This is a genomic window from Janthinobacterium sp. CG3, assembly GCF_000344615.1.
Classification (GTDB): domain Bacteria; phylum Pseudomonadota; class Gammaproteobacteria; order Burkholderiales; family Burkholderiaceae_D; genus Janthinobacterium.
In genome coordinates, this window is record NZ_KB467824.1 from 1,384,387 (window position 1) to 1,406,453 (window position 22,067).

Annotated in this window: 15 protein-coding genes; 8 read left to right on the top strand and 7 right to left on the bottom strand. The window is 66.7% G+C overall.

Annotated features, from left to right (window positions below; genetic code table 11):
- Nucleotides 1-17 precede the first annotated feature (17 nt).
- The 6 genes from JANGC3_RS0105925 to JANGC3_RS0105950 all read right to left on the bottom strand — a co-directional run bounded on the left by JANGC3_RS0105925 (nt 18) and on the right by JANGC3_RS0105950 (nt 8,130).
- Nucleotides 18-3,119, bottom strand: coding sequence for an efflux RND transporter permease subunit (locus JANGC3_RS0105925; protein WP_017875564.1), 3,102 nt, complete (start codon nt 3,117-3,119; stop codon nt 18-20).
- 6 nt (nt 3,120-3,125) lie between these two features.
- The gene (locus tag JANGC3_RS0105930) at nt 3,126-4,268 is read right to left on the bottom strand and encodes an efflux RND transporter periplasmic adaptor subunit (RefSeq protein WP_017875565.1); all 1,143 of its coding nucleotides are present in this window, start codon (nt 4,266-4,268) and stop codon (nt 3,126-3,128) included.
- Nucleotides 4,265-4,813 (bottom strand): hypothetical protein, encoded by a 549-nt coding sequence (locus JANGC3_RS0105935; RefSeq protein ID WP_017875566.1) that lies wholly within the window; start codon nt 4,811-4,813, stop codon nt 4,265-4,267. The genes JANGC3_RS0105930 and JANGC3_RS0105935 overlap by 4 nt, the downstream gene beginning before the upstream one ends.
- Complete coding sequence (locus tag JANGC3_RS0105940; RefSeq protein WP_026132610.1) at nt 4,810-6,033, bottom strand: TolC family protein; 1,224 nt, start codon at nt 6,031-6,033, stop codon at nt 4,810-4,812. Before JANGC3_RS0105940 ends, JANGC3_RS0105935 begins: the two co-directional genes overlap by 4 nt.
- A gap of 128 nt (nt 6,034-6,161) precedes the next feature.
- Entirely contained in the window at nt 6,162-6,509 is a 348-nt protein-coding gene (locus JANGC3_RS0105945) for a hypothetical protein (RefSeq protein ID WP_017875568.1), read from the bottom strand.
- A gap of 280 nt (nt 6,510-6,789) precedes the next feature.
- The gene (locus JANGC3_RS0105950; RefSeq protein WP_232429663.1) at nt 6,790-8,130 is read right to left on the bottom strand and encodes a chitinase; all 1,341 of its coding nucleotides are present in this window, start codon (nt 8,128-8,130) and stop codon (nt 6,790-6,792) included.
- Nucleotides 8,131-8,689: 559 nt separating this feature from the next.
- On the opposite strand from JANGC3_RS0105950, the gene rsgA reads away from it, so the two are divergent.
- The 8 genes from rsgA to JANGC3_RS0105990 all read left to right on the top strand — a co-directional run bounded on the left by rsgA (nt 8,690) and on the right by JANGC3_RS0105990 (nt 21,271).
- Nucleotides 8,690-9,754, top strand: coding sequence for a ribosome small subunit-dependent GTPase A (gene rsgA / locus JANGC3_RS0105955; protein WP_017875570.1), 1,065 nt, complete (start codon nt 8,690-8,692; stop codon nt 9,752-9,754).
- Between the two features lie 248 nt (nt 9,755-10,002).
- Nucleotides 10,003-10,680 (top strand): GNAT family N-acetyltransferase, encoded by a 678-nt coding sequence (locus JANGC3_RS0105960; protein WP_017875571.1) that lies wholly within the window; start codon nt 10,003-10,005, stop codon nt 10,678-10,680.
- A 93-nt stretch (nt 10,681-10,773) separates the two neighbouring features.
- Complete coding sequence (locus JANGC3_RS0105965) at nt 10,774-12,606, top strand: amidohydrolase (RefSeq protein WP_232429664.1); 1,833 nt, start codon at nt 10,774-10,776, stop codon at nt 12,604-12,606.
- 310 nt (nt 12,607-12,916) lie between these two features.
- Entirely contained in the window at nt 12,917-13,324 is a 408-nt protein-coding gene (locus JANGC3_RS32400) for a hypothetical protein (protein WP_026132611.1), read from the top strand.
- A gap of 75 nt (nt 13,325-13,399) precedes the next feature.
- Entirely contained in the window at nt 13,400-14,743 is a 1,344-nt protein-coding gene (locus JANGC3_RS0105975) for a TolC family protein (protein ID WP_081611778.1), read from the top strand.
- A complete protein-coding gene (locus JANGC3_RS0105980) occupies nt 14,740-16,326 on the top strand; it encodes an efflux RND transporter periplasmic adaptor subunit (RefSeq protein ID WP_017875575.1) in 1,587 nt (528 codons plus the stop codon). The genes JANGC3_RS0105975 and JANGC3_RS0105980 overlap by 4 nt, the downstream gene beginning before the upstream one ends.
- Nucleotides 16,323-19,490 (top strand): efflux RND transporter permease subunit, encoded by a 3,168-nt coding sequence (locus tag JANGC3_RS0105985; RefSeq protein WP_017875576.1) that lies wholly within the window; start codon nt 16,323-16,325, stop codon nt 19,488-19,490. The genes JANGC3_RS0105980 and JANGC3_RS0105985 overlap by 4 nt, the downstream gene beginning before the upstream one ends.
- A 299-nt stretch (nt 19,491-19,789) precedes the next feature.
- On the top strand, nt 19,790-21,271 hold the full coding sequence (locus JANGC3_RS0105990) for an aldehyde dehydrogenase family protein (protein ID WP_026132613.1): 1,482 nt from the start codon (nt 19,790-19,792) through the stop codon (nt 21,269-21,271).
- Between the two features lie 45 nt (nt 21,272-21,316).
- Here JANGC3_RS0105990 and JANGC3_RS0105995 read toward each other — a convergent pair whose 3' ends face one another.
- On the bottom strand, nt 21,317-21,772 hold the full coding sequence (locus JANGC3_RS0105995; RefSeq protein WP_017875578.1) for an Hsp20/alpha crystallin family protein: 456 nt from the start codon (nt 21,770-21,772) through the stop codon (nt 21,317-21,319).
- Nucleotides 21,773-22,067 lie beyond the last annotated feature (295 nt).

Consider the following 22,067-nt stretch of genomic DNA (forward strand, 5'->3'; position numbering starts at 1 on the left):
AATACCGTTCAAACTTCTTAATACGCGTCCCGCTGCGTCGACGCCACCAGCGCCTCCAGCGGGCGCCGTCCGAGCAGCCAGAAAATGAGCGGCGTCAGCAGCGAATCGAGGATGGTCGAGCTGATCAGGCCGCCAAAAATGACCACCGCGACCGGATGCAGCAATTCCTTGCCGGGCGCGTCGGCGGCCAGCAGCAGAGGTGTCAGCGCGAACGCCGCCACCAGCGCCGTCATCAGCACCGGCGTCAGCCGCTCCAGCGAGCCGCGCACGATCATCGCCTGGCTGAACGGTTCGCCCTCGAACTTGCACAGGTTAATATAGTGGCTGACTTTGAGAATGCCGTTGCGCGTGGCGATGCCCGCCAGCGTGATGAAGCCAACCATCGACGCCACCGACAGCGCAATGCCGAACAACCACATGGCCAGCACGCTGCCGATGAGCGCGAACGGAATGTTGCCCATGATGATGGCCGCCAGCGTGGCCGAGCGATAGCGCGTGTACAACACCAGGAAGACCAGCGCCAGCGAACCCAGCGCCAGGCCGGCGATGAGCCGCTGGGCCTGCTCCTGGGCCTGGAACTGGCCTTCGATGCTGACAAAATAGCCGCCCGGCAGTTGCATGGCGGTGCTGGCGCGGCGCACGTCGGCGATAACGCGCGACATGTTCGAGCCGTCGGTGTTGGCGTACACGACGATGCGGCGGCGCCCGTTCTCGCGGCCGATCTGGTTCGGTCCGTCGGCTTCCTCCACCGTGGCGATGGCCGACAGGGGAATGCGCCCGGCCGGACTGTCGAGCAGCACCCGCGCCAAGTCCTGCGGCGTGCGCGCCTGGTCCGGCAGGCGCAGCATCAGGTCGTAGCGGCGCGCGCCGTCCACCACCTGGGCCATGCGGGCGCCCTCGGACAACGTTTCCAGGGTCTTTAGCACTTGGCCGGGCGCCAAGCCGTACTGGGCCGCCTTGCGGTAGTCGATGCTGACTTTCACCTGCGGAATCAGCACCTGGCGCTCGACCGACAGGTCGACCAGGCCGTCGACGGCGCCAAGGCGGGTGCGCAGGCCGTCGGCCAAGCCGCGCAGCGTGTCGATGTCGTCGCCGTAGATCTTCAGCGCGATTTGCGCGCGCACGCCCGACAGCAAATGGTCGAGCCGGTGCGAAATCGGCTGGCCGATGGCGACCGACGCCGGAATCGACGCCAGTTGCAGGCGGATCGCCGCCATGATTTGCTCGCGGCTGCGCGCCGACGCCTTCAGGTCGACGTCCAGCTCCGACGAGTGGACACCCTCGGCATGTTCGTCCAGTTCGGCGCGGCCGGTGCGCCGGCCCACCTTGAGCACCTCGGGCACCTGCCCGATCAGCCGTTCGGCCAGCGCGCCCATGCGGTTCGCCTCGGCCAGCGAGGTGCCCGGCGTAAACGTCATGCCCATCACCAGCGAGCCCTCGTTGAAAGCCGGCAAGAAGGCGCGCGGAAAGAACGGCACCGTGGCCGCCGCGGCCGCCACGCACAGCAGCGCCAGGGCGATAATCGCCTTGGCGCGCGGGAACGACCAGTGCAGCGCCGCGCTGTCCCATGCCTTCAGGCGGCGTAGCAGCGGGCTGTCGCCGCGCTGGCGCAGCGCCATCGCCGGCAGCAGGTAGGCGGCCAGCACAGGCGTGACCGTCATCGATACCAGCATCGAGGCGAAAATCGAGACGATATAGGCGATCCCGAGCGGCGCGAACAGGCGCCCCTCGATGCCCGGCAGCGCGAACAGCGGCGCGAACACCAGCACCACCACGACGGTCGCATAGACGATGCCGGAGCGCACCTCGACCGAGGCGCGCCAGACCACCTCCGCCACCGACAGCGCGCTGTCGCGACCGCGCAGGCGCAGCCGGCGCAGGATGTTTTCCACGTCGACAACGGCGTCGTCGACCAGTTCGCCGATGGCAATGGCCAGCCCGCCCAGCGTCATGACGTTGATCGACTGCCCCAGCAGGTGGAAGGCGAGGGCGGTCACGGCCAGCGACAGCGGAATGGCGACCAGCGAGATGGCGGTGGTGCGCGCGTTCAGCAAGAAGGCGAACAGGACCACGGCAACCAGGATGGCGCCGTCGCGCAGCGCTTCGACGACGTTGGCAATCGAGGCGTCGATGAAGTCGGCCTGCCGGAACAGCACCTGCGGCGCCGCCAAGCCGGCCGGCAAGCCCTGCTTGAGTTCGGCCAACGCGGTCTCGATAGCGGCCGTCAGGCGCACCGTGTCGGCGGCGGGTTGCTTTTGTACGCTGACGATGACGGCCGGCCGGCCGTTCATGCCGGCGTCGCCGCGTTTCAGGGCGGCGGCGTAGCGCACCGCCGCCACCTGCTCCAGCAGCACCGGCGCGCCGTTGCGGTAAGCCACCGCCAGGCCGCGCGCGTCGTCGAGCCGGTTGGTTCGGCCGACGTTGCGGATCAGGTATTCGCGCCCGTTCAGGTCGATGAAACCGCCGCTGCTGTTGCCCGAGAAGCCGCGCAGCGCCGTTTCCAGCTGTTCCAACGTGACGTTGAACTGCGCCAGGCGCGCCGGGTCCGGTTCGACGCGCAGTTGGCGCACCTCGCCGCCTATCGGCACCACCTGCGACACGCCGGGAATCGACAGCAGGCGCGGGCGCAGCACGAAGTCGGCGTACTCGCGCGCCTTCATCGGGTCGGTTCTGGCCAGGTCGATCGGCAGCGCGATCAGCATGATCTCGCCCATGATCGAGGAGACCGGCCCCATCACCGGGGCAATCGCGCCGGGCAGTTGCTCCTTCACCTGGGCAATGCGCTCGGCCACCAGTTGGCGGTTGCGGTAGACGTCGGTGCCCCAGTCGAACTCGGCGTAGACGATAGCCAGGCCGATGCCCGACACCGAGCGCACCCGCGTCACCCCCGCCATGCCGTTGAGCGCGGTTTCGATGGGGAAGGACACCAGTTGCTCGACTTCCTCCGGCGCCATGCCGCCGGCCTCGGCCAGCACGGTGACGACCGGCTTGTTCAGGTCGGGGAACACGTCCACCGGGGTGCGCCAGGCGGTCAGCGCGCCGCCCAGCAGCATCATCAGCGCCGCGGCCAGCACGAACAGGCGATTGCGCAGGCTAAAACCTACGATTGCGTTGAACATGGCGGCCTACCTGACCTGGTTGATCAGTGCCGCGCCGTCGACGACGACGCGGTTGTCCGCGCTCAGGCCGGCGGTGACGACCACGGTGTGCGCGTCCAGCGCCTGGAACCGCACCGGCAGCGCGATGAAGCGCGTGGCACCGGACTTGATCCACACGATCGACTGGTTCGACGGGTCGCGCGCCAGCGCCCGGGCCGGCAGGGCCACGCCCTTGAGCTTGGTTTTCAATTGCGCCAGCACCGTCACCGGCTGGCCGAGCGCCAGGCCCAAGTCCGGGTTGCGCTCCCGGCCGCGGGCGCGGGCGCGGAACGTCAACGGCACGGCGCCGTCGCGCAGCACGCGGCCGCCGCCCAGCAACTCCAGTTGCACGTCGCCGCCGCCGTCCAGGCCGGCGCTGGCGATTTTTTGCGCCAAGCCGGCGTCGGTGGACTGCGCCTCGACCAACATGCGCGCCGGATTGACGACGTCGAACAAGACGTCGCGCGCCTCGACGATCTGGCCGTTCATGGCGCTTGCGCTGGCCAGCACGCCAGTCGCCGGCGACAGCAGCGGCTGGCGCCCGCCAATGGACAGCGCCACCGCGCGTTCGCGCCCGTTCAGACTGGCCAATTCCGCCCTGGCCGCCTCGATATCCTTGGCCGGCACAGTGCCTTCCAGCAATTCCAAGCGGCGCACACGCTGTTCCAGCAGGGCGCGATTGGCGCGCAAGTCCGCTAGTTGGGCCTGCTGGTTGCCGCTTGCTATCGCGTCGGCGACCGGCAGCACGTAGGCCAGCACCTGGCCTTTGCGCACCGTCTGGCCGGCCACGGGCAGGCCCTGCGGCCCGGGTTCGATGCGGCCGGCGAACGGCGCCTGCACCCGGCCGCCGGCGTTCGGGTCAACCGCGGCCCGGCCGTTCAGCGCCACCGTCAGCGGGTGTTCGCCGTCCTTGGCCATGACGGTGCGAATCGCCATGCTGCGCTGCGCCAGCTTGGGCACGTTGACGCTGCCGTCGGGCAGCCGGACCAGGCCGGTGGCGGCGCCGGCCGCCTGGCCGTCGAGATGTTCGCCGTTCGGGCCGTGGGCGCCGGGCGAGGCAAGCGCCGCCGAGGCCAGCGCCACGGCCAGCAGCAACGCGCGCGAGACAGTGTGGATGGGTTGCATGGTCATTTTCCGATCTTCAATTGACGCCGGCGCAGCAGGCCGACGGCCAGGGACACCAGCATTACCGGCACGCCGATCCAGACCCAGCGCGGAAAACGGGCTGGGGCAGGGGCGTGCGCCGCGGTGGCCGCAACCTCAAGCGTGCCTTCGAGTAAATCACTGTCCTTCCCGGCGACCAGGGTAAACAGCAGCGCGTGCTTGCCCGGTGTTGAAATGGCTTGCAAAAAACGCTGGTCGGTAATCGCGTAGTCGCCGATGTCGGCATGGAAGGTCGCGCTGGCCTTCAGTGCTTGATATTGCACGTCGAGCTTGCCGTTGAGCACAGGTTCGTTGCTCTCGTAGCGGTCGATTAAGATCGACAGCTCGCCACCGGACAAGGTGCCGACCAGTTCGAAGTCTTCGGTAACGGCTTCGATGCGCGGCACGGCGCCGGTGCTGGCCTGGCCGGCGGGGCCGTCGAGGTGCTCGCCGTTGGGGCCGTGCGCGCCGGGCGAGGCCAGGGCCGTCGATGCGGCCAGCAGGCAGGCGGTGAAAATGGTGTTGCGTTTCATGGAATGATTCCTAAGGCTTGATTCAGTTGGGCATGAGCGAGGCCGAGCGCAACGCGCTGCTGGCGTTCCGCCATGTCCGCTTCGTGCGCCAGCACATGGGCGCGCAGCAGGTCGGCCAGGCCGCGTTCGCCGAGGCGAAAGGCCTTTTCGATCAGCCGCGCGTGTTCGCGCGTCAGCACGGCGCGCGCCGACGCCGTCTGCAAGGCGCCGTCAACCAGCGTCAGCTGTTCGCGGGCCAGCGCAATGTCCGACTCGATGGCGGCCCCGGCTTGCGCCAGCTCGGCGGCGCTGCTGGCCACCTGGGTGTGCGCGCCGGCCTCCAGCGGCCGGTTGAGCGAGGCGCCGCCGAACGGAATTTGCACGGCGAAACCAAGGCTGCTCGCCGCGCCGCCGCTGCCATCGCGCTCGCGCCGGGCGCTGATGCCGAGCGTTGGCGGCGGATTGCGGTTGGCGCCGGCCAGCGCCAGCGCCGCCTGCGCGCGCTGTGTCGCGCGGGCGGCCGCCGCCAGCCGCGGGTGCAGCCGCGGCGGCGCTGGTTCGGCGATCGGCTCCGGTTCCGGCTTGGGAATGTCGGCCAGCCCGGTCAACGTGCGAAAGCCGGCCAGCGCCTGCGCCGCCTGGCCGGCGGCCGCCGCCACGTCGCTTTGGGCTGCCAGTACTTCTTGCCGTGCCAGCAAGCCATCGCTGCGGGCCAGGTCGCCGGCGCGCACGCGCCGCGCCACCTCGTCGGCCAGCTCTTCCAGGTGGTGCTGGTGGTCGCGTTTCTCGGCCATTTTTTCGCGGGCGGCGGCCACCTCCCACAGCTTGGCGCGCACCTCGCCGGCGAGCGCCAGCCGGGCCGCGGCGCTCTGCGCGTCCAGTTCGGTGGCGTTGGCGTCGGCCAGCGCGGCGCGGGTGGCCTTCTGGGCGGGCAGCCAGACCGGCGCCGACAGGGAAATTTCGGTTTCGCGCTCTCCGCGCCGCTCGCTCCAACGGTCGCTGCGCTGGGCCAGGCCAAGCACCGGCGCGCCGGCGATCCACGAACGGGCGGACTCGCGGCCGGCTAGCGATTCGCCTTGGCGCGCAACCAGCGCGGCGGCTTGCGGCGAGCGCTGCCATGCAGCCTCGACGGCGTCGGCCAGACTGGGTCCGGCCTGCGCGGCGGCGGGCGGCGCCATCAGCACGGCCGGCAGCGCGAGCAAACAGTAAATAAGACGACAAAGCGGGGGATGTGCGCGCATGCGACTCTCCATAGGGTAAGCGGGGCAATAAGCAGGCAGCAGGCAATCGATGGCAGGCGCGCGACGGCAGGCAAAACGGCGCCGGGCGCCGCGTGCGGGACCAGGAAATGCGCGACACCCTCGGTCGATTAACCGAGGGCGGGGGAAGGAGGTCTGAGCAGGCCGTCCGGCGCCGGGTCGGGCACGAACTGCGTGATATCGTCGAATTGAAGCGCAGAAGGGCCGATAAGCATGGCTGGCATGGCCGGCAAGGGCAGCCCGGGGGGCTGGTGCGCGGCCGAGTGATCCGAAACATGCTCGGCTGACTCGTCCGAGTTGTCGTAATGCACGGTGCCGTCGGCGTCGTGGTGGTGCTGGACGCCGCCGGCATGGTCGCGTTCATGCGCGATGCCCGCCCCCTGCGCAGACGTCATCGTGCCAAATTGCATGGCGAAGCCATGCAAAGGCAAAAGGCAGATCAGCAGCAGAAAAAACAAACGTCGCACGGTGTAGCCCAGAACGGAATGCGCTAATTATATCAGCGGGAGGGGGGCCGTCGGCAGCGCGTCGGCCGCACTATTTTCTCAGCGTGGCCGGGCAGGCGCCGCAGCGCGCCCCCCGCCTTCTCATGGCGGGGGGGCGCGGCAAGACATTCATGACCGGTTCGATCAACGTTGCCAGGCGCGCCGAGCGCCATGGAACTCGTCAGGCTACAGGTGGGGCCGAAAGCGATTCGCATGTGCGCCGCCACCTGGCTGATAGTTTTCGCTGGCGCCCTTATGGCAGCGTTCGGAGCACCGCCTTGGTCGGTGCCGAGAAGTTATGGCCGTCGTGCTTGTCCCAATTGATCGACCAGGTCATGACGCCGCGGAAGTCCGGGTAGGCCGCCGCCGGCCGGATGGTGCCGCAGTTGAGCAGGCGCGTCAGGCAATTGAGCGCATTGCTCACGTCGGCGGAGGTGGTGAAACCCGAGTTGGCCGAGCTGCGTCCCGACGGCACGCCAAAGCCGACCTGGTCCGGCCGCAAACCGGCGAACGTGTTGTTACCGTACTGGAAGCCTTCGATCAACATTCTTGCGGTCGCCACCAGTTGGTCCGCCGAGCCCGCCTTAATGGCATTGACCGAGTAGGGCGTGTAGATGTCGCCATTGTTGTAGTACTGTGGATGCAGCACGGTCAATTCGTTGCGCAGCGCGTTAATGATGGGAATATACGCGCCCCAGATGCTGCCATAGCTCGTGTAGCCGCCTTCGACATACACCCATTCCGGGGCCATCGACAGGTAAAAAGTCGAACCAACCTTGGCTTTGAGGTTCTTAACCGCGATCGGCAGGTAGGTCTGAATGGCGGCACCTTGGGCGACGCCGTTTTCCAAGTCGATGTCGATGCCGTCAAAGCCGTATTTGGTCATGATGGCGTACAGGCTGTTAGTGAAATTGGTCGCTTCGGTGGTCGAGCCGACGGACACGGTTCCGTTCTGGCCACCGAGTGACAGTACAATTTTCTTGCCCTTCGCCTGTTTGGCCTTGATATCGGCGATGAACTGCGCCTCGCTGCCGGCCCCCGGATCGAGCGTCAGACTGACGTTGCCGCCGCCGGCATTGTCCGCGAACGACACCATGATGACATCCCAGTCATCGCTGATCTGGGCAATCGGATAGGTCGCGCCGCTTGGATTGGTGAAGTTGTGCCAATAGCCGATCAACGCGTGTTTTGCCAGGCCGGGGGTTGGCGTAGGAGTTGGAGTTGGAGTTGGAGTTGGAGTAGGAGTCGGCGTTGGGGTAGGAGTGGGAGTGGGCGTGGGAGTAGGCGTCGCGCCGCAACTGCCCGCGCTGCTCCAAGGCTGGCCGCTACCCGCACCGCCATTGCTGGTCGAAGGATTGTTACCCTGGGTCCAATAATTCGCGTTGTAGTTGACGCTGTTATAGCTGGCCTTAGCTCCGCTCACATAGACTGCGCTGCTGCTCCATGCAGCATAGCAATCCGCCGCAGCCGCGACCACAGTGCTGCTCGCGTAGGTCTTTGTGCCACTTTCGCTTGCCCCTTCGCCGCCACCGCAGGCCGCGAGCGTGCCGCCGAACACACCGACTACCAAGCTGTTGATGATTGTCTTGTTCAATTACGTCTCCTTGTTATTGGTTTTGCTACGTCGAAAAGCACAGAAAAACTTGTCTTTTCGAGAATGCGAGCATTCGATCTGGTAGTCAACTGGTTTCAAAAAACAAATCACAACAGATACCAATTTCTCTCCGGCGGCAAAAGATTCTCAGCGCGTGCAAGCCAAACGTGGCGATACCAATTTTCTTCGCCGGGCAGGTGGTATCAGCGCAGAAAGCTAGGGCGACGGCATGGAAACCGCCATTTCAAAACCTGACCCCGGGGTTGTTGCGTCGCGTGGCGCTTCATGCTTGACATTCAGGCAACTGGGTGCCAGACTCGGCATTCCATTCAACTTCCACAGGAGACACATCATGCGAACCAATGAGATTGTCGTCCTGTCGGCTGCCTGATCGCGCTTCTCCGCCTTTCGCTCCCGTTGTCACCTTTGATCTGAGCCGAGTGTGTTGAGACGCGCCTGATTGCGCGCCGACTTCCGTTTCTTCGTGCCTCCACGCTGTGCGTGGCGGCTTTGCCTGCGCTCGCCGCAAGCCTTACGAATCAGGGACTTCACTTCTATCATGATCGACTTCGATTTCGAATTACTCCGCAATATCGGCCTCAACCAAACTATCGCCAACCGGCTCTACACCCTTGAACTGGCGCCGCCGGGCGCCCGCTTGGCGCGCATCACCGAAGTGCAGCGCGACTGGCTGACGGTGCACGACGGCAGGGAGGAGTACCGCGTGCGCGCCTTGCCGCGCGTGCTGCAAGCGCTGCTGTTGCAAAACGTCGTCTTGGTCGTCGGCGACTGGGTGCTGGTGGAGGCGCACCCGAACGACGAATACTGGATCGTCGCGCGGCTGGCGCCGGTGAGCCACATTGCGCGCCGTACCAATGACAGCCGGCGCCAATCGCTCGCCAGCAATATCGACACCGCCTTGCTGGTCATGGGCCTCGACCACGACTTCAACCTGCGCCGGATGGAGCGCTATATCGCGCTGGTACAGGCGGCCGGCGTGGCGGCGGTGGTGGTGCTGACGAAGGCCGACATCGGCAGCGATGTGGCGCAACGCATGGCGCAATTGCAGCAACGGCTGCCGGCCAGCGTGCCGGCGTTTGCGGTGAACGCGTTGGCGCCCGACACGGCGGCGGTATTGGCGCCGTGGCTCACGCCCGGGCAGACGCTGATGCTGCTGGGAACTTCCGGCGCCGGCAAGTCGACGCTGACGAATACGCTCTGCGGCGGCGGCCAGCAAACCGGCGGCGTGCGCCGCGGCGACGGCCGCGGCCGGCACACGACGACATCGCGCTCGCTACACCAGTGCGAGGGCGGCGCCTGCATCATCGACACGCCGGGGCTGCGCTCCTGGCGCCCGGACGCCAACGAGCGCGCGCTGGCGGCGACGTTCGAGGATATCGACGCGCTGGCGGCGGGCTGCCAGTTCCGTGACTGCGGCCACGCCGACGAGCCGGGTTGCGCGGTGCGCGGCGCGGTCGACGCTGACCGCCTGCGCAACTACCACAAGCTGCTGCGCGAGGCGCGGCGCGGGCAGCAGACGCCGCTCGAGCGAATCGCCGAACGCGCCAAGTGGAAAGTGTTGATGAAGTCGGTGCAACAGCGCGACCGCCACAATCGGGGCTAGCGTCGTCGCTTGCGGATGGATGGACGCGTCCCAAGGCCGGGCACAAATGCGGGTCCGGCCTGAAGGGGTATCGTTATACGCCGGGCAGCGCCGGCCGGCGTTGTATTTTTGCCCAGAAGACGGTGCGAAAGGCCAAGGTCGATAGGTGTATGAATCTAGCTTGGAGCAAAGCGGGTTAAGATCGCCATCATCGTATTCGAGAAAGACAGGCCACTCATGCGCCCTGCCACCAGCCGACTCGCCGCGCTATGCTGACTATTTTTGACAACATCGTCTGGCATACGCTGTGCGGGCCGCATGCGCAATATAGCGCCGGCACGCCCGAGGCGCGCCGGTATGTGGCGGGATTCACGCCTTTTATCGCGTTTGCCGATCTGCAGCATCCGAATTTCGACGCGTTGGCTCCCTTCGTCCTGCCGGACGAGCATGTGTACTGCGACGGCTGGGCCGGCGCCCCCCCCGCCGGTTGGCGCATCGAGTCCGAAGCCACTCTGGTCAGGATGCTATGGGAGGGAGACATGCCCGCGGCCGACGGGGAGCCCGAGCCGGTGCTGCTCGATGCTAGTCATGGCGCCGCCGCGCTCGAGCTGGCCGCGCTGACCCGCCCGGGACCGTTTGCGGCCCGGACCGTGGAGCTGGGCCGCTATGTCGGCATGTTTTGCGGCGAGCGATTGGTGGCGATGGCCGGCGCGCGCGCCTGCGCCGGCGGCTGGCAGGAAATCACCGGCGTTTGCACCCATCCCGACTTCCGCGGCAGGGGCTTGGCCCGCCGCCTCGTCCTTGGCTTGATCCGGCGCGCGATGCAGCACGAGGCGATGCCTTTTCTGCGCGTCATGCGCGACAACGCCGCAATCCACGGTCTTTACCAGCGCATGGGTTTTCGCGACTATCGCGACTCCACGGCCAGGGAAATTTCGCGGCGCTGACGAGCGGCGGGCATCGCCGCCCTGATTCTTGGATTCATCGCTTTGCGATCATTTTCGTGCGAAGATCGCCGACCGGCACAAAAAGGATAGTTGATGAAGATGAACTGGAAGCAAAGGGGCGCTGGCGTCGGCTGTTCGCTACTACTGGCCGCCGCTGCCGCCGCTGCGCCGCAGGCCGACACGGTCTACCGCAACGGTTATGTCTACACGGTCGATGCGCGCGACAGCGTGCACCAGGCGCTGGCGGTGCGCGCCGGTCGCATCGTTTATGTCGGCGACGACGCCGGCGCCGCGCACCACACCGGCAAACGCACCCATGTCGTCGATCTGGGCGGGCGCATGCTGATGCCGGGGCTGGTCGACGGCCATTTGCATCCGCAATCGGGCGGCGCCCGTCTGCTTAACTGCAACCTGAATTACGCCTCGCTGACCGTGCCGCAGTTCCAAGCGCGTATCCAAGCTTGCCTGGACGCCGACAAGCAAGGTGGCGCCAAGCGCTGGCTGGTGGTGGTCAACTGGTTCCAACAAGGCATGCAGCCGGAGGGCGTAGCTACCGGCGTCGCCACGCTGGACGCGCTCAAGACCGCGCGCCCCGTCATGGTCCGTTCCTCGTTCGGCCACTCCACGCTGGTCAACAGCCGCGCGCTGCAACTGGCCGGCATTCAGCGCGGCACGGTCGATCCGGTGGCCGGCAAAATTACCCGCGACGCCCGTGGCGAAGCCAGCGGTCTGCTGGAAGACGCCGCCCAGGAGCTGGTGATGAAACTGGTGCCGCCGCTGACGCCGGCCGAGAACCTGGCCGCTTCCCGTGCCGCGCTGGCCGCGCTGCGCCAGCAGGGCGTAAGCAGTTTCCTCGACGCCTATACCGATCCGGAAACCATGACCGCCTTCAGCCAACTGCAACGGCGCGGCGAGTTGACCGCACGCGGCCACTTTGCCGTGTTGATCGCCCCCGAGGACGGCGCGGCGCCGGGCAGGGCGGTGGCCGGGCTGCTCAAGCAGTCGCGCCAATTCGACCAGGGCGCGACCCGGGTGGCGCCATCGCTGCAGGTGCGCCACGCCAAGCTGTTCATGGACGGCGTTATCGCCGCGCCTGCCCAGACCGGCACCTTGCTCGCGCCCTACTATATAGACCAGGGCACGCCGCAACAGCCGCACTGGGTGCCGGGCGCAAGCAAGGGGCCGGACAGCTACTTCCCGCCGGCGCGGCTGCAAGGCGTGCTGCGCGAACTGGCCAAGGCCGGTATCGACCCGCACATCCACGCCGATGGCGACGGCGCAGTGCGCGACGCGCTCGATGCGCTCGCCGCGCTGCGCGCCACGCCACAGGGCAGGGCGCTGCGGCCGGCGCTGGCGCACGCCGAACTGGTCGATCCGGCCGACTTCGCCCGCTTCGCCGCACTCGACACCAGCGCCGTGCTGTCTTTCCAGTGGGGCAAGCCGGCGCCCGACACGGTGGCGGCGCTGAAGCCTTATCTGGGGCCGCTTCGCTATGACGTCGTGGAGCCGCAGTCGCTGCTGCTGGCGGCCGGCGCCCGCGTCGTCTACGGCAGCGACTGGCCGGTCGACGCGCTCGACGAATGGTTCGCCCTCAAGGTCGGCGTGACCCGCACGGCCGCGCCCGACGCCGGCGCCGAGTTCGCCGGCCAGCTCGGCCCGCATCCCGGCATGCCGCGCGCCGCCGTGCTGCGCGCGATCACGATGAACTCGTCCTACACGCTGCGCCAGGAACGCCAGACCGGTTCGCTGGAGGTGGGCAAGCTGGCCGATATGATCGTGTTGGACCGCAATTTCTTCACCATTCCGGCCGAGGACATTGCCAATATCAAGGTGTTGCAAACCATGGTGGGCGGAAAGATCGTGTATCGGGACAAGGGCTGGCCTGGCCTGGCCAGTAGCGCTCGGCGGCGGCCGTTACGTTCATAGGGTTGCATGGCGGTCGGGGCTCCCGTCTGCCCGCCTGGCTGGCCGTGGGAGGCAGAGCAATGGGTTTCGGATCACCTGCGCGGGCAACCCTGTCTTGCCAATTTTAGGGACTTGCTGGACATAGCGACGCGCGACGACACCAAGTACGTGACTTTGGCGCGTCGCGGCCTTGCATATTGTTGGCTTGTCCAAGCGACACCGATATTTGACCCAAGGGGGGCCGTGTGTTGCCGGTGTTTTGTCTCACCTGCTAAATTTGACAGCGGGCCGTCTCGCTTGCTACTATGGATTAAGAAAAAAACACCTCCCGATGAAATCCTCCCGACACTTTCGATATGTTGCCGCGCTGATTGCGCTATTCAGCATGCTGTTCATGCAGCTTGCCGTGGCATCGTACGCCTGCCCGAACCTGCGGACGGGGCAAAATAACGGAGCGCTGGCCCAATCGTCGAGTTCAGGGATGCGAAACATGTCCGCTTGTACCGGGATGGATATGCAGCAGCCGAGTTTGTGCCACGCCCACAGCCAAACCGGCAACCAATCCCTCGACAAGCCCGAGCTGCCGCAGGTGCAGCCCTTCGTGGCCGTCGAATTGATGCAGGCGTTGATTTTCCTCGATACCGCCTACCGTCCGCACTCCGCCCAGTCACCCGCGCCGCTGTTGCAGCGCGCCACCGCGCCGCCGCTGTCCATCCGCAACTGCTGTTTCCGCATTTAAGCCTCGTGATCGCCTAGTCCGCCATCGTTGCGCGTCCCGCGCAGTCGATGTTGTTCAACGCCGTCTGGAGCTTCCATGCCATCTTCTATTTTCGCGCCCGATACGGCGCGTCCAACCTTTTGCCGGCTTGTTGGCCGGGCCGCCTTCGCCGCATTGATTGGCGCGCTGGCGCTTCCACATGACGCCCCAGCCGCCGAGGCGCCGCTCACCCTTGCCAGGGCCAGGCAACTGGCCATCGAACGCAACCGCGCACTCTCCGCGCAAGATTATGCCGCGTCCGCCTTGCGCGACATGGCGGTCGCGGCCGGGCAGCTTCCCGATCCCGTCCTCAAGCTCGGCGTCGACAACCTGCCGCTCAGCGGCGGGGACCGCTTCAGCCTTGGCGGCGACTTCATGACGATGCGGCGGGTCGGCGTGACGCAGGAAATCACGCGCGCCGACAAACGGCGCCTGCGCGCCGGCCGCTTCGAACGCGAGGCGGAAAAATCGCTTGCCGAGAAAGGCGCTGCCGCCGCAGCCATCGAGCGCGACACCGCGCTCGCTTGGCTGGAGCGGTATTACGCGCAGGCCATGGCGACGGCAATCGCCGAACAAGGGGCGCAGGCGGCCCTGGAAATTCAGGCCGCCGAAGGCGCCTACCGCGGCGGACGGGGCAGCCGGAGCGACCTGCTGGCCGCCCGCGGCGCCCTGGTCCTCATTGAAGACCGCGCCAGCGACGCGAAGCGGCGCGTGCGCGCCGCCAACACCATGCTGGCGCGTTGGATCGGCCCGGCGGCGGACCTGCCGCTGGCCGACGAGACTGGCACCGACACCATCCATCTGGACCGGGCGGCGCTCGACACCGAGCTTGCGCATCACCCCCAGGTGGCGGTGCTGGCGAAACGGGAGGAAGTCGCGCTGGCGGAGGCGCAACTGGCCCGTGCCAACAAGACAGCCGACTGGAGTGTCGAACTGGCCTACCAGCAGCGCGGTCCCGGATACGCCAACATGATTTCCTTCGGCGTCTCGATCCCGCTACAGTGGGACCAGAAGAACCGCCAGGACCGCGAGCTGTCGGCCAGGCTGGCGACGGTGGAGCAGGCCCGGGCCGAACGCGAGGAAGCGTTGCGCGCGCATGTCGCCGAAACACGGGCCATGATCGACGAGTGGGACAACGGGCATGAGCGCATCGGCCGCTACCGCCGCGAAGCGCTGCCGCTCGCCCGCGAGCGCACGGCGGCGGCGCTGGCCGCATACCGCGGCGGGCGGGCCGGACTGGCCGACGTGCTGGCCGCGCGCCGCGGCGAGGTCGAGGTGAGGATTCAGGCGCTGCAACTGGAGGCCGACATGGCGCGCCTGTGGGCGCAATTGAACTTTCTTTTGCCGGATGAGGGCCTGCGGGCGCGTCCGGCGGCGACGATGAACGGGAGCGTCCGATGAAGCATCAGAAAATTGTCCTCGCGCTTGCGGCGGCGGGCGCCGTCGCCGCGGCGGCGGCCGGCTATGGCCTTTACCGGGCCGGCGTGAACCAGGGCATGGGAACGGCGGCGCCCGCGGCAGCCGGGGCCGACACGGCAACCGGCAGAAAAGTGCAGTATTGGCACGACCCGATGGTGCCGGGCCAGAAATTCGACAAGCCCGGCAAGTCGCCTTTCATGGACATGCAACTGGTGCCGGTGTACGCGGGCGACGCCGGCGACGAGGGCAGGGTGAGTATCAGTCCCCGGGTGCAGCAGAACCTCGGCGTGCGCACGGCCCGGGTCGTCAAAGGCAGCCTGTCGGCCCCGTTCGACGCGGCCGGAGGCATCGCCTACAATGAGCGCGACGTGGCGCTGGTCCAGGCGCGCGGCAACGGTTTCGTCGAGCGCTTGTATGTGCGGGCGCCGCTCGATCCGGTTCGCAAGGGACAGCCGCTGGCCGAGCTGTATGTGCCGGAGTGGGTGGCGGCGCAGGAGGAGTATATATCCGTCAGACGGATGACGGGCGCCGGCGCGGATGGCCTGCTGGACGCGGCGCGCCAGCGCATGCGCCTGGTCGGTATGACGGACGAGCAGATCCGCCTGGTCGAAGCGAGCGGGAAAACGCATGCGCGCTTGCGCGTCACCGCCCCGATCGGCGGCGTCGTTACCGAGCTGGGGGCGCGCGAGGGTATGACCGTGGCCGCCGGCGCCACGCTGTTCCGCATCAACGGACTGGACACCGTCTGGGTCAACGCGGAGGTGCCGGAGAGCCTGGCCGCGCGTGTGCGCCCGGGCAACGCGGTGGAGGCGCGCACGCCGGCGCTGCCGGACCTCGTTTTCAAGGGCACGGTCGGCGCGATTCTACCCGAGGTGAGCGGCGCGACGCGCACGCTGAAGGCGCGCGTGGAACTAGCGAATCCCGGCGGCCGGTTGGTGCCCGGCATGTTCGCCGCCGTCAGGCTCAGCCCGGACGCCCGCAGCGACGTGCTGCTGGTGCCGTCGGAGGCGGTGATCCAGACCGGCACGCGCAGCGTCGTCATGCTGGCGCAAGGCGGTGGCAAGTTCCTGCCCGCCGACGTCGAGGTCGGGGCCGAGGCGAACGGCCAGAGCGAGATCCGCAAGGGTTTGGAAGAGGGGCAGGACGTGGTCGTTTCCGGCCAATTCCTGATTGACTCCGAAGCCAGCCTGAAGGGCACCGCGACGCGGATGGGCGGCATGCCCGAGCCGGATGGGGCCGGCAAGCCGGCGCCGGCGCCGCATCGCGGCGAGGGCAAGGTTGAGGCGATCGGCAAAGACGACATCACGCTGTCGCACGGCCCGATCCCGTCGCTGCAATGGGGGGCGATGACAATGGCGTTCAAGCCGCCGCAGGGCGGCCTGCCGCGCAACGTCGCGGTGGGCGACAGCGTCGCCTTCGAGGTGCGGCAGAACAAGGACGGCGCGTACCAGTTGACGTCGATTTCCCCCACGGCTGCGGCGCCGCCGCCCGGAAGGAAGGACGGTCAACTGGAGGGCGTCCGGCCGGCCGCGGGTAAAACAGGTCAGCCGGGGGCCGCAAAATGATGGCCAAACTGATCCGTTGGTCGATCGCCAACCGTTTTCTGGTACTACTGGCGACGGCCATGCTCACCGCCTGGGGCATCTGGTCGCTGGCGCGCACGCCGCTCGACGCGATTCCCGACCTGTCCGACGTGCAAGTCATCATCCGCACCAGTTATCCCGGCCAAGCCCCGCAGATCGTCGAAAACCAGGTCACGTATCCGCTGACCACCACCATGCTGTCGGTGCCGGGCGCGAAGACGGTGCGCGGCTATTCCTTCTTCGGCGACTCGTTCGTCTATATCCTGTTCGAGGATGGCACCGACCCGTACTGGGCCCGCTCGCGGGTGCTGGAATACCTGAACCAGGTGCAGTCGCGCCTGCCGCCGCAGGCCAAGACCGCTCTCGGACCGGACGCGACGGGCGTCGGCTGGGTGTACGAATACGCGCTGGTGGACCGCAGCGGCAAGCTCGACCTGTCGCAACTGCGCACCCTGCAGGACTGGTTCCTCAAGTATGAATTGAAGGCGGTGGCGAACGTCGCGGAAGTGGCCAGCGTGGGCGGCATGGTGCGGCAGTACCAGATCGTGCTCGATCCGGCCAAGCTGCGCGCCTACAACATCGGCCACGGCAAGGTGATCGAGGCGGTGCGGCGGGCCAACCAGGAAAGCGGCGGTTCGGTGCTGGAGCTGGGCGAGGCCGAATACATGGTGCGCGCGTCCGGTTACCTGAAGTCGCTGGACGACTTTCGCCAGATACCGTTGACGACGACCGACGCCGGCGTCTCGGTGCGGCTGGGCGACGTGGCGCGCGTGCAGATCGGCCCGGAGATGCGGCGCGGCATCGCCGAGCTGGACGGCGAAGGCGAAGTGGCCGGCGGCGTGATAATCATGCGCTCGGGCAAAAACGCGCTGGACACCATCGCCGCGGTGAAAGCCAAACTGGACAAGCTCAAGCCCGGCTTGCCGCCCGGCGTCGAGATCGTGCCGGTGTACGACCGCTCGAAGCTGATCGAGCGCGCCGTCACCAACCTGGGACACAAGCTGATCGAGGAGTTCATCGTCGTGGCCGTGGTCTGCGCGCTCTTCCTGTTCCACCTGCGTTCCGCGCTGGTGGCGATCGTCACGCTGCCGATCGGCATATTGATCGCCTTTATCGCCATGTACTACCAGGGCGTCAACGCCAACATCCTGTCGCTCGGCGGCATCGCCATCGCCGTCGGCGCCATGGTCGACGCCGCCGTGGTGATGATCGAGAACGCCCACAAGCACATCGAGGCGTGGAACCACGCGCACCCGGGACAGCGCTTGCGAGGGGACGAGCACTGGCGCGTGATCGGCGACGCGGCCGCCGAGGTCGGCCCGGCGCTGTTTTTTTCGCTGCTGATTATCGTGCTGTCGTTCATTCCGGTGTTCACGCTAGAGGCCCAGGAGGGGCGCTTGTTTGCGCCGCTGGCGTTCACCAAAACGTATGCGATGGCGGCCGCGGCCGGCCTGGCGGTGACCTTGATACCGGTATTGATGGGCTACCTGGTCCGTGGCGACATCCCCGACGAACGCAAGAACCCCGTCAACCGGCTCCTGATCGCGGTGTACCGCCCCTTGCTCGACATCGTGCTGCGGTTTCCGCTGGCGACGCTGCTGGGCGCGGCGCTGCTCGCGCTGGCGAGCTTGTGGCCGATGTCGCGGCTGGGCGGCGAGTTCATGCCGGCGCTCGACGAAGGCGACTTGCTGTACATGCCGTCGGCCTTGCCGGGCCTGTCGGCCGGCAAGGTGTCCGAGCTGCTGCAGCAAACCGACCGTCTGATCAAAACGGTGCCGGAGGTACAAAGCGTGTTCGGCAAGGCAGGGCGCGCGGAGAGCGCCACCGATCCGGCGCCGTTGGAAATGTTCGAGACGACAATCCAGTTCAAGCCGCGCGAGCAGTGGAGGGTGGGCATGACGCCCGCCATGCTGGTTGACGAGCTCGACCGCATCGTCAAGGTGCCGGGCTTGTCCAACATCTGGGTGCCGCCGATCCGCAACCGGATCGACATGCTGGCCACCGGCGTCAAGAGCCCCGTCGGCGTGAAGGTGGCGGGCCCCAGCCTGCGCGAGATCGACCGCATCAGCGGCGAGATCGAGCGCGTGGTCGGGCGCGTGCCCGGCGTGTCGTCCGCGCTGGCCGAGCGCCTGAACGGCGGACGTTATGTCGACATCGACATCGACCGCGACGCCGCGGCGCGCTACGGCATGAACATCGCCGACGTGCACAGCATCGTCTCGGCGGCCATCGGCGGCGACAACATCGGCGAAACGGTGGAGGGGCTGCAGCGCTTCCCGATCAACGTGCGCTACCCGCGCGAGGTGCGCGACTCGGTCGAACAGCTGCGCCAGTTGCCGGTGCTGACCGACCGCGGCGCGCAAATCCGCCTCGGCGACGTCGCCTCGATCCGCGTCAACGACGGTCCGCCGATGCTGAAGAGCGAAAACGCCCGCCTGTCGGGTTGGGTCTATGTCGACATACGCGAGCGCGCCCTGACAGCGGTCGTGCACGACATGCAGCGTGCGGTCGCCAAGGAGGTGGCGCTGCCGCCCGGCTATTCCGTATCGTGGTCGGGGCAGTTTGAATACCTGGAGCGCGCCAATGCGAAACTGAAGGTTGTGGTGCCGGCGACGCTGTTCATCATCTTCGTGCTGCTGTACCTGACGTTCAAGCGCGTCGACGAAGCCGCGCTGATCATGGCGACGCTGCCGTTCGCCTTGGCCGGCGGCATCTGGCTGCTGTGGCTGCTCGGGCACAACCTGTCGGTGGCAAGCGGCGTCGGCTTCATCGCGCTGGCGGGGGTGTCGGCCGAGTTCGGCGTGATCATGCTGTTGTATCTGAAGCAGGCATGGGAGGCGCGCCAGGGCATCGGCCGCACCGGCGAAGCCGACCTGCTCGACGCGATCCGCGAAGGCGCGGTCATGCGCGTGCGGCCGAAGGCGATGACGGTGGCGGTCATCATCGCCGGCTTGGTACCCATTATGGTCGGCGCCGGCACCGGCTCGGAAGTGATGCAGCGCATCGCCGCGCCGATGGTCGGCGGCATGATCACCGCGCCGCTGTTGTCGCTGTTTGTGGTGCCGGCGGTGTATTTGCTGCTGCGCCGCCGGCAATTGCGCCGTACCGCCGCCGGAAGTGCGGGGCGACAGCAAGGGAGTCGTTGAAGACTATAACGTTATAAACATGACCAAGCCGCGCCCTCGGGCGCGTACTGAGGTCCTATGAGCAGTTCGACAGTAGTTAGGTGCGCACTTGGTATCCGAGACTGTCCAGATAAACTAGGATTTGACATAATATAAATTATGCGAAATGTTGGAAGTTTGCCGAGTGCTATGCTGTTTCGTCGCGTCCGTGCGCCGAGCCCAAATTAGAGGAATCCTGTCAAAACGATATCCGCCGCCGTGGTATCGTTCCCCGCGACCCGCACCCATCCTTGGCCGTTCCAACCTGAAAGCGATCCCGCATGCACTCCATTCCCCCATCCCGCCCGCATGCGCCGACCGGCGCGGTCCCGGGCGAAGCCGATCCACTCCACATCACGACGGTGTTCGAGGCCCAGTTGGCCACCGCGCTGCAGTGGCGCGTGTCGAGCGCCAAGGAGAGGATCGCCCGCATCAAGAAGCTGCGCGAGGCGATGATGGCGCAGCGCGAGGCATTGTATGCGGCCTTCGCGCAGGATTTCCGCAAATCGGCGACCGAGGTCGAGATGTCGGAGCTGCTGCCGGTCATGGACGAGATGCGCCATGCGATCGGCCAGTTGAAGCGTTGGATGAAGCCCAGCAAGGTATGGCCGACCAGTACCATGCTCGGCATTTCGGCCTGGGTCCAGTACCAGCCGCGCGGCCGGGTCTTGATCATCGCGCCGTGGAATTATCCGCTGAGCCTGTGCTTCGGCCCGCTGGTCTCGGCCTTGGCCGCGGGCAACACGGCCATCGTCAAGCCGTCCGAAATGACGCCCGCGGTGTCGGCCTTGATGGCGCGCATCATCGGCGAGGTGTTCCCGGAAAACGAGGTGGCGATGTTTGAAGGCACCCTGCCCACCTCCCAGGCTTTGCTGGCGCTGCCGTTCGACCACATTTTCTTCACCGGTTCGCCGGCCGTCGGCAAGGTTGTCATGGCCGCCGCCGCCAAGCACTTGACCAGCGTGACGCTGGAACTGGGCGGCAAGTCGCCGACCGTCGTCGATGAGAGCGCGAACTTGGTGCTGGCCGCCGAAACGTTGATGTGGGGGAAGTTCCTAAACAACGGCCAGACCTGCGTCGCGCCCGACTATGTCTACGTGCATGCCAGCGTCAAGGAAGCCTTCATCGCCGCATGCAAGAAGGTGCTCGACGCGCGCTACGGCGCGACGGCCGCCGAGCACCAGCGCAGCCCCGACTTGACGCGGATGGTGAACCGCCGCCACACGGTACGGGTTGCCGCGCTGCTGACGGACGCGCTGGCGCGCGGCGCCGTGGTGCGCGCCGGCGGTACGCTCGACGAGGCCGAGTGCTTTATCGCGCCGACCTTGCTCGACCAGGTCCCGGCCGGGGCGGCGATTCTGGACGAGGAGATTTTCGGCCCCCTGCTGCCGATTTTCGCCTATACCGATCTAAACGAGGTCATCGCCGCCATCAACGCCGGTCCAAAACCGCTCGCGCTGTATGTCTGGAGCCGCAAGCAGGCGCACATTGACGCCCTGCTCGCCCGCACCAGCTCCGGCGGCGCCTGCGTCAACCATTGCGTCGCCCAGTTTGCCCACGGGAACCTGCCGTTTGGCGGGGTCAACAATTCCGGTATCGGCTCGGCCCACGGCGCCTATGGCTTCCGCGCGTTTTCGCACGAACGCGGCGTCATGCGCTCGTCGCCGCTGATGCTGATTAAACTGTTTTTCCCGCCGTACAGCAAGAACCGCAACTATCTGGTGCGCAAAACAGTCGATTTGATGCGCCTGCCAATGCTGTAAGGGTGCGGCGGCCGGTGCCTGCCGGCCGCTCGCCACGCTCATGCCTTACTGAATGGACAACTGTTTCGCACCGGCCCCGGCCTTTTTCGGCAGCGACAGTTCCAGCACCCCATCCTGATATCGGGCCTGCGCCGACGTATCGTCGACTTCCTGCGGCAGCGTGAAGCTGCGATATTGCTGACCATACATGCGTTCGCTGCGCACCATCCTGCCGCCCTCGTCGGTTTGCCGCTCTTCCTTGAGCTCGGCGTTGATCGACACCCGGTTGCCTTCGACGGACACCTTGATGTCGTCCTTGCTCACGCCGGGAATTTCGGCCTTGATCTGATAGGCCTGGTCGGTTTCCGTGATATCGACGCGGATGCGCGAGGCCGCGTCGCGGCCGCTGCGCTGCAGGCCCGGCGTGCCGAAGAAGTCGCGGAATATCTCGTCGATGTCGGTGAAGGGATCAAATCGCGCGAGTCCGCCAAAGGGATCGCGCGGTATCAAATTGTTTGCCATGTGGAGCCTCACTGTGAAAAGAAATGGATATTAACCGCCGCGGCAACGCGGCCACGCGCGCCGTTTGTATGGTCGCCCGTTCGCCTATCCTAGAATCGCGACGGCGTGCGCCTTTGATGTGCGTCAAATGTAGCCCTGTCTTGGTGATAGTCGCCGCTCTGCCCTTGCCTGGCGGATGACAGCGCCGCGACACTGTTTGATCTATCTCCACCCGTGTCGAGAAAGGTGAAACGTCGCACCCCACGCGCCGTCCAACGCTCAGGGGCCGGCGCGGCGCCCTAACTTTTGCAGGAGC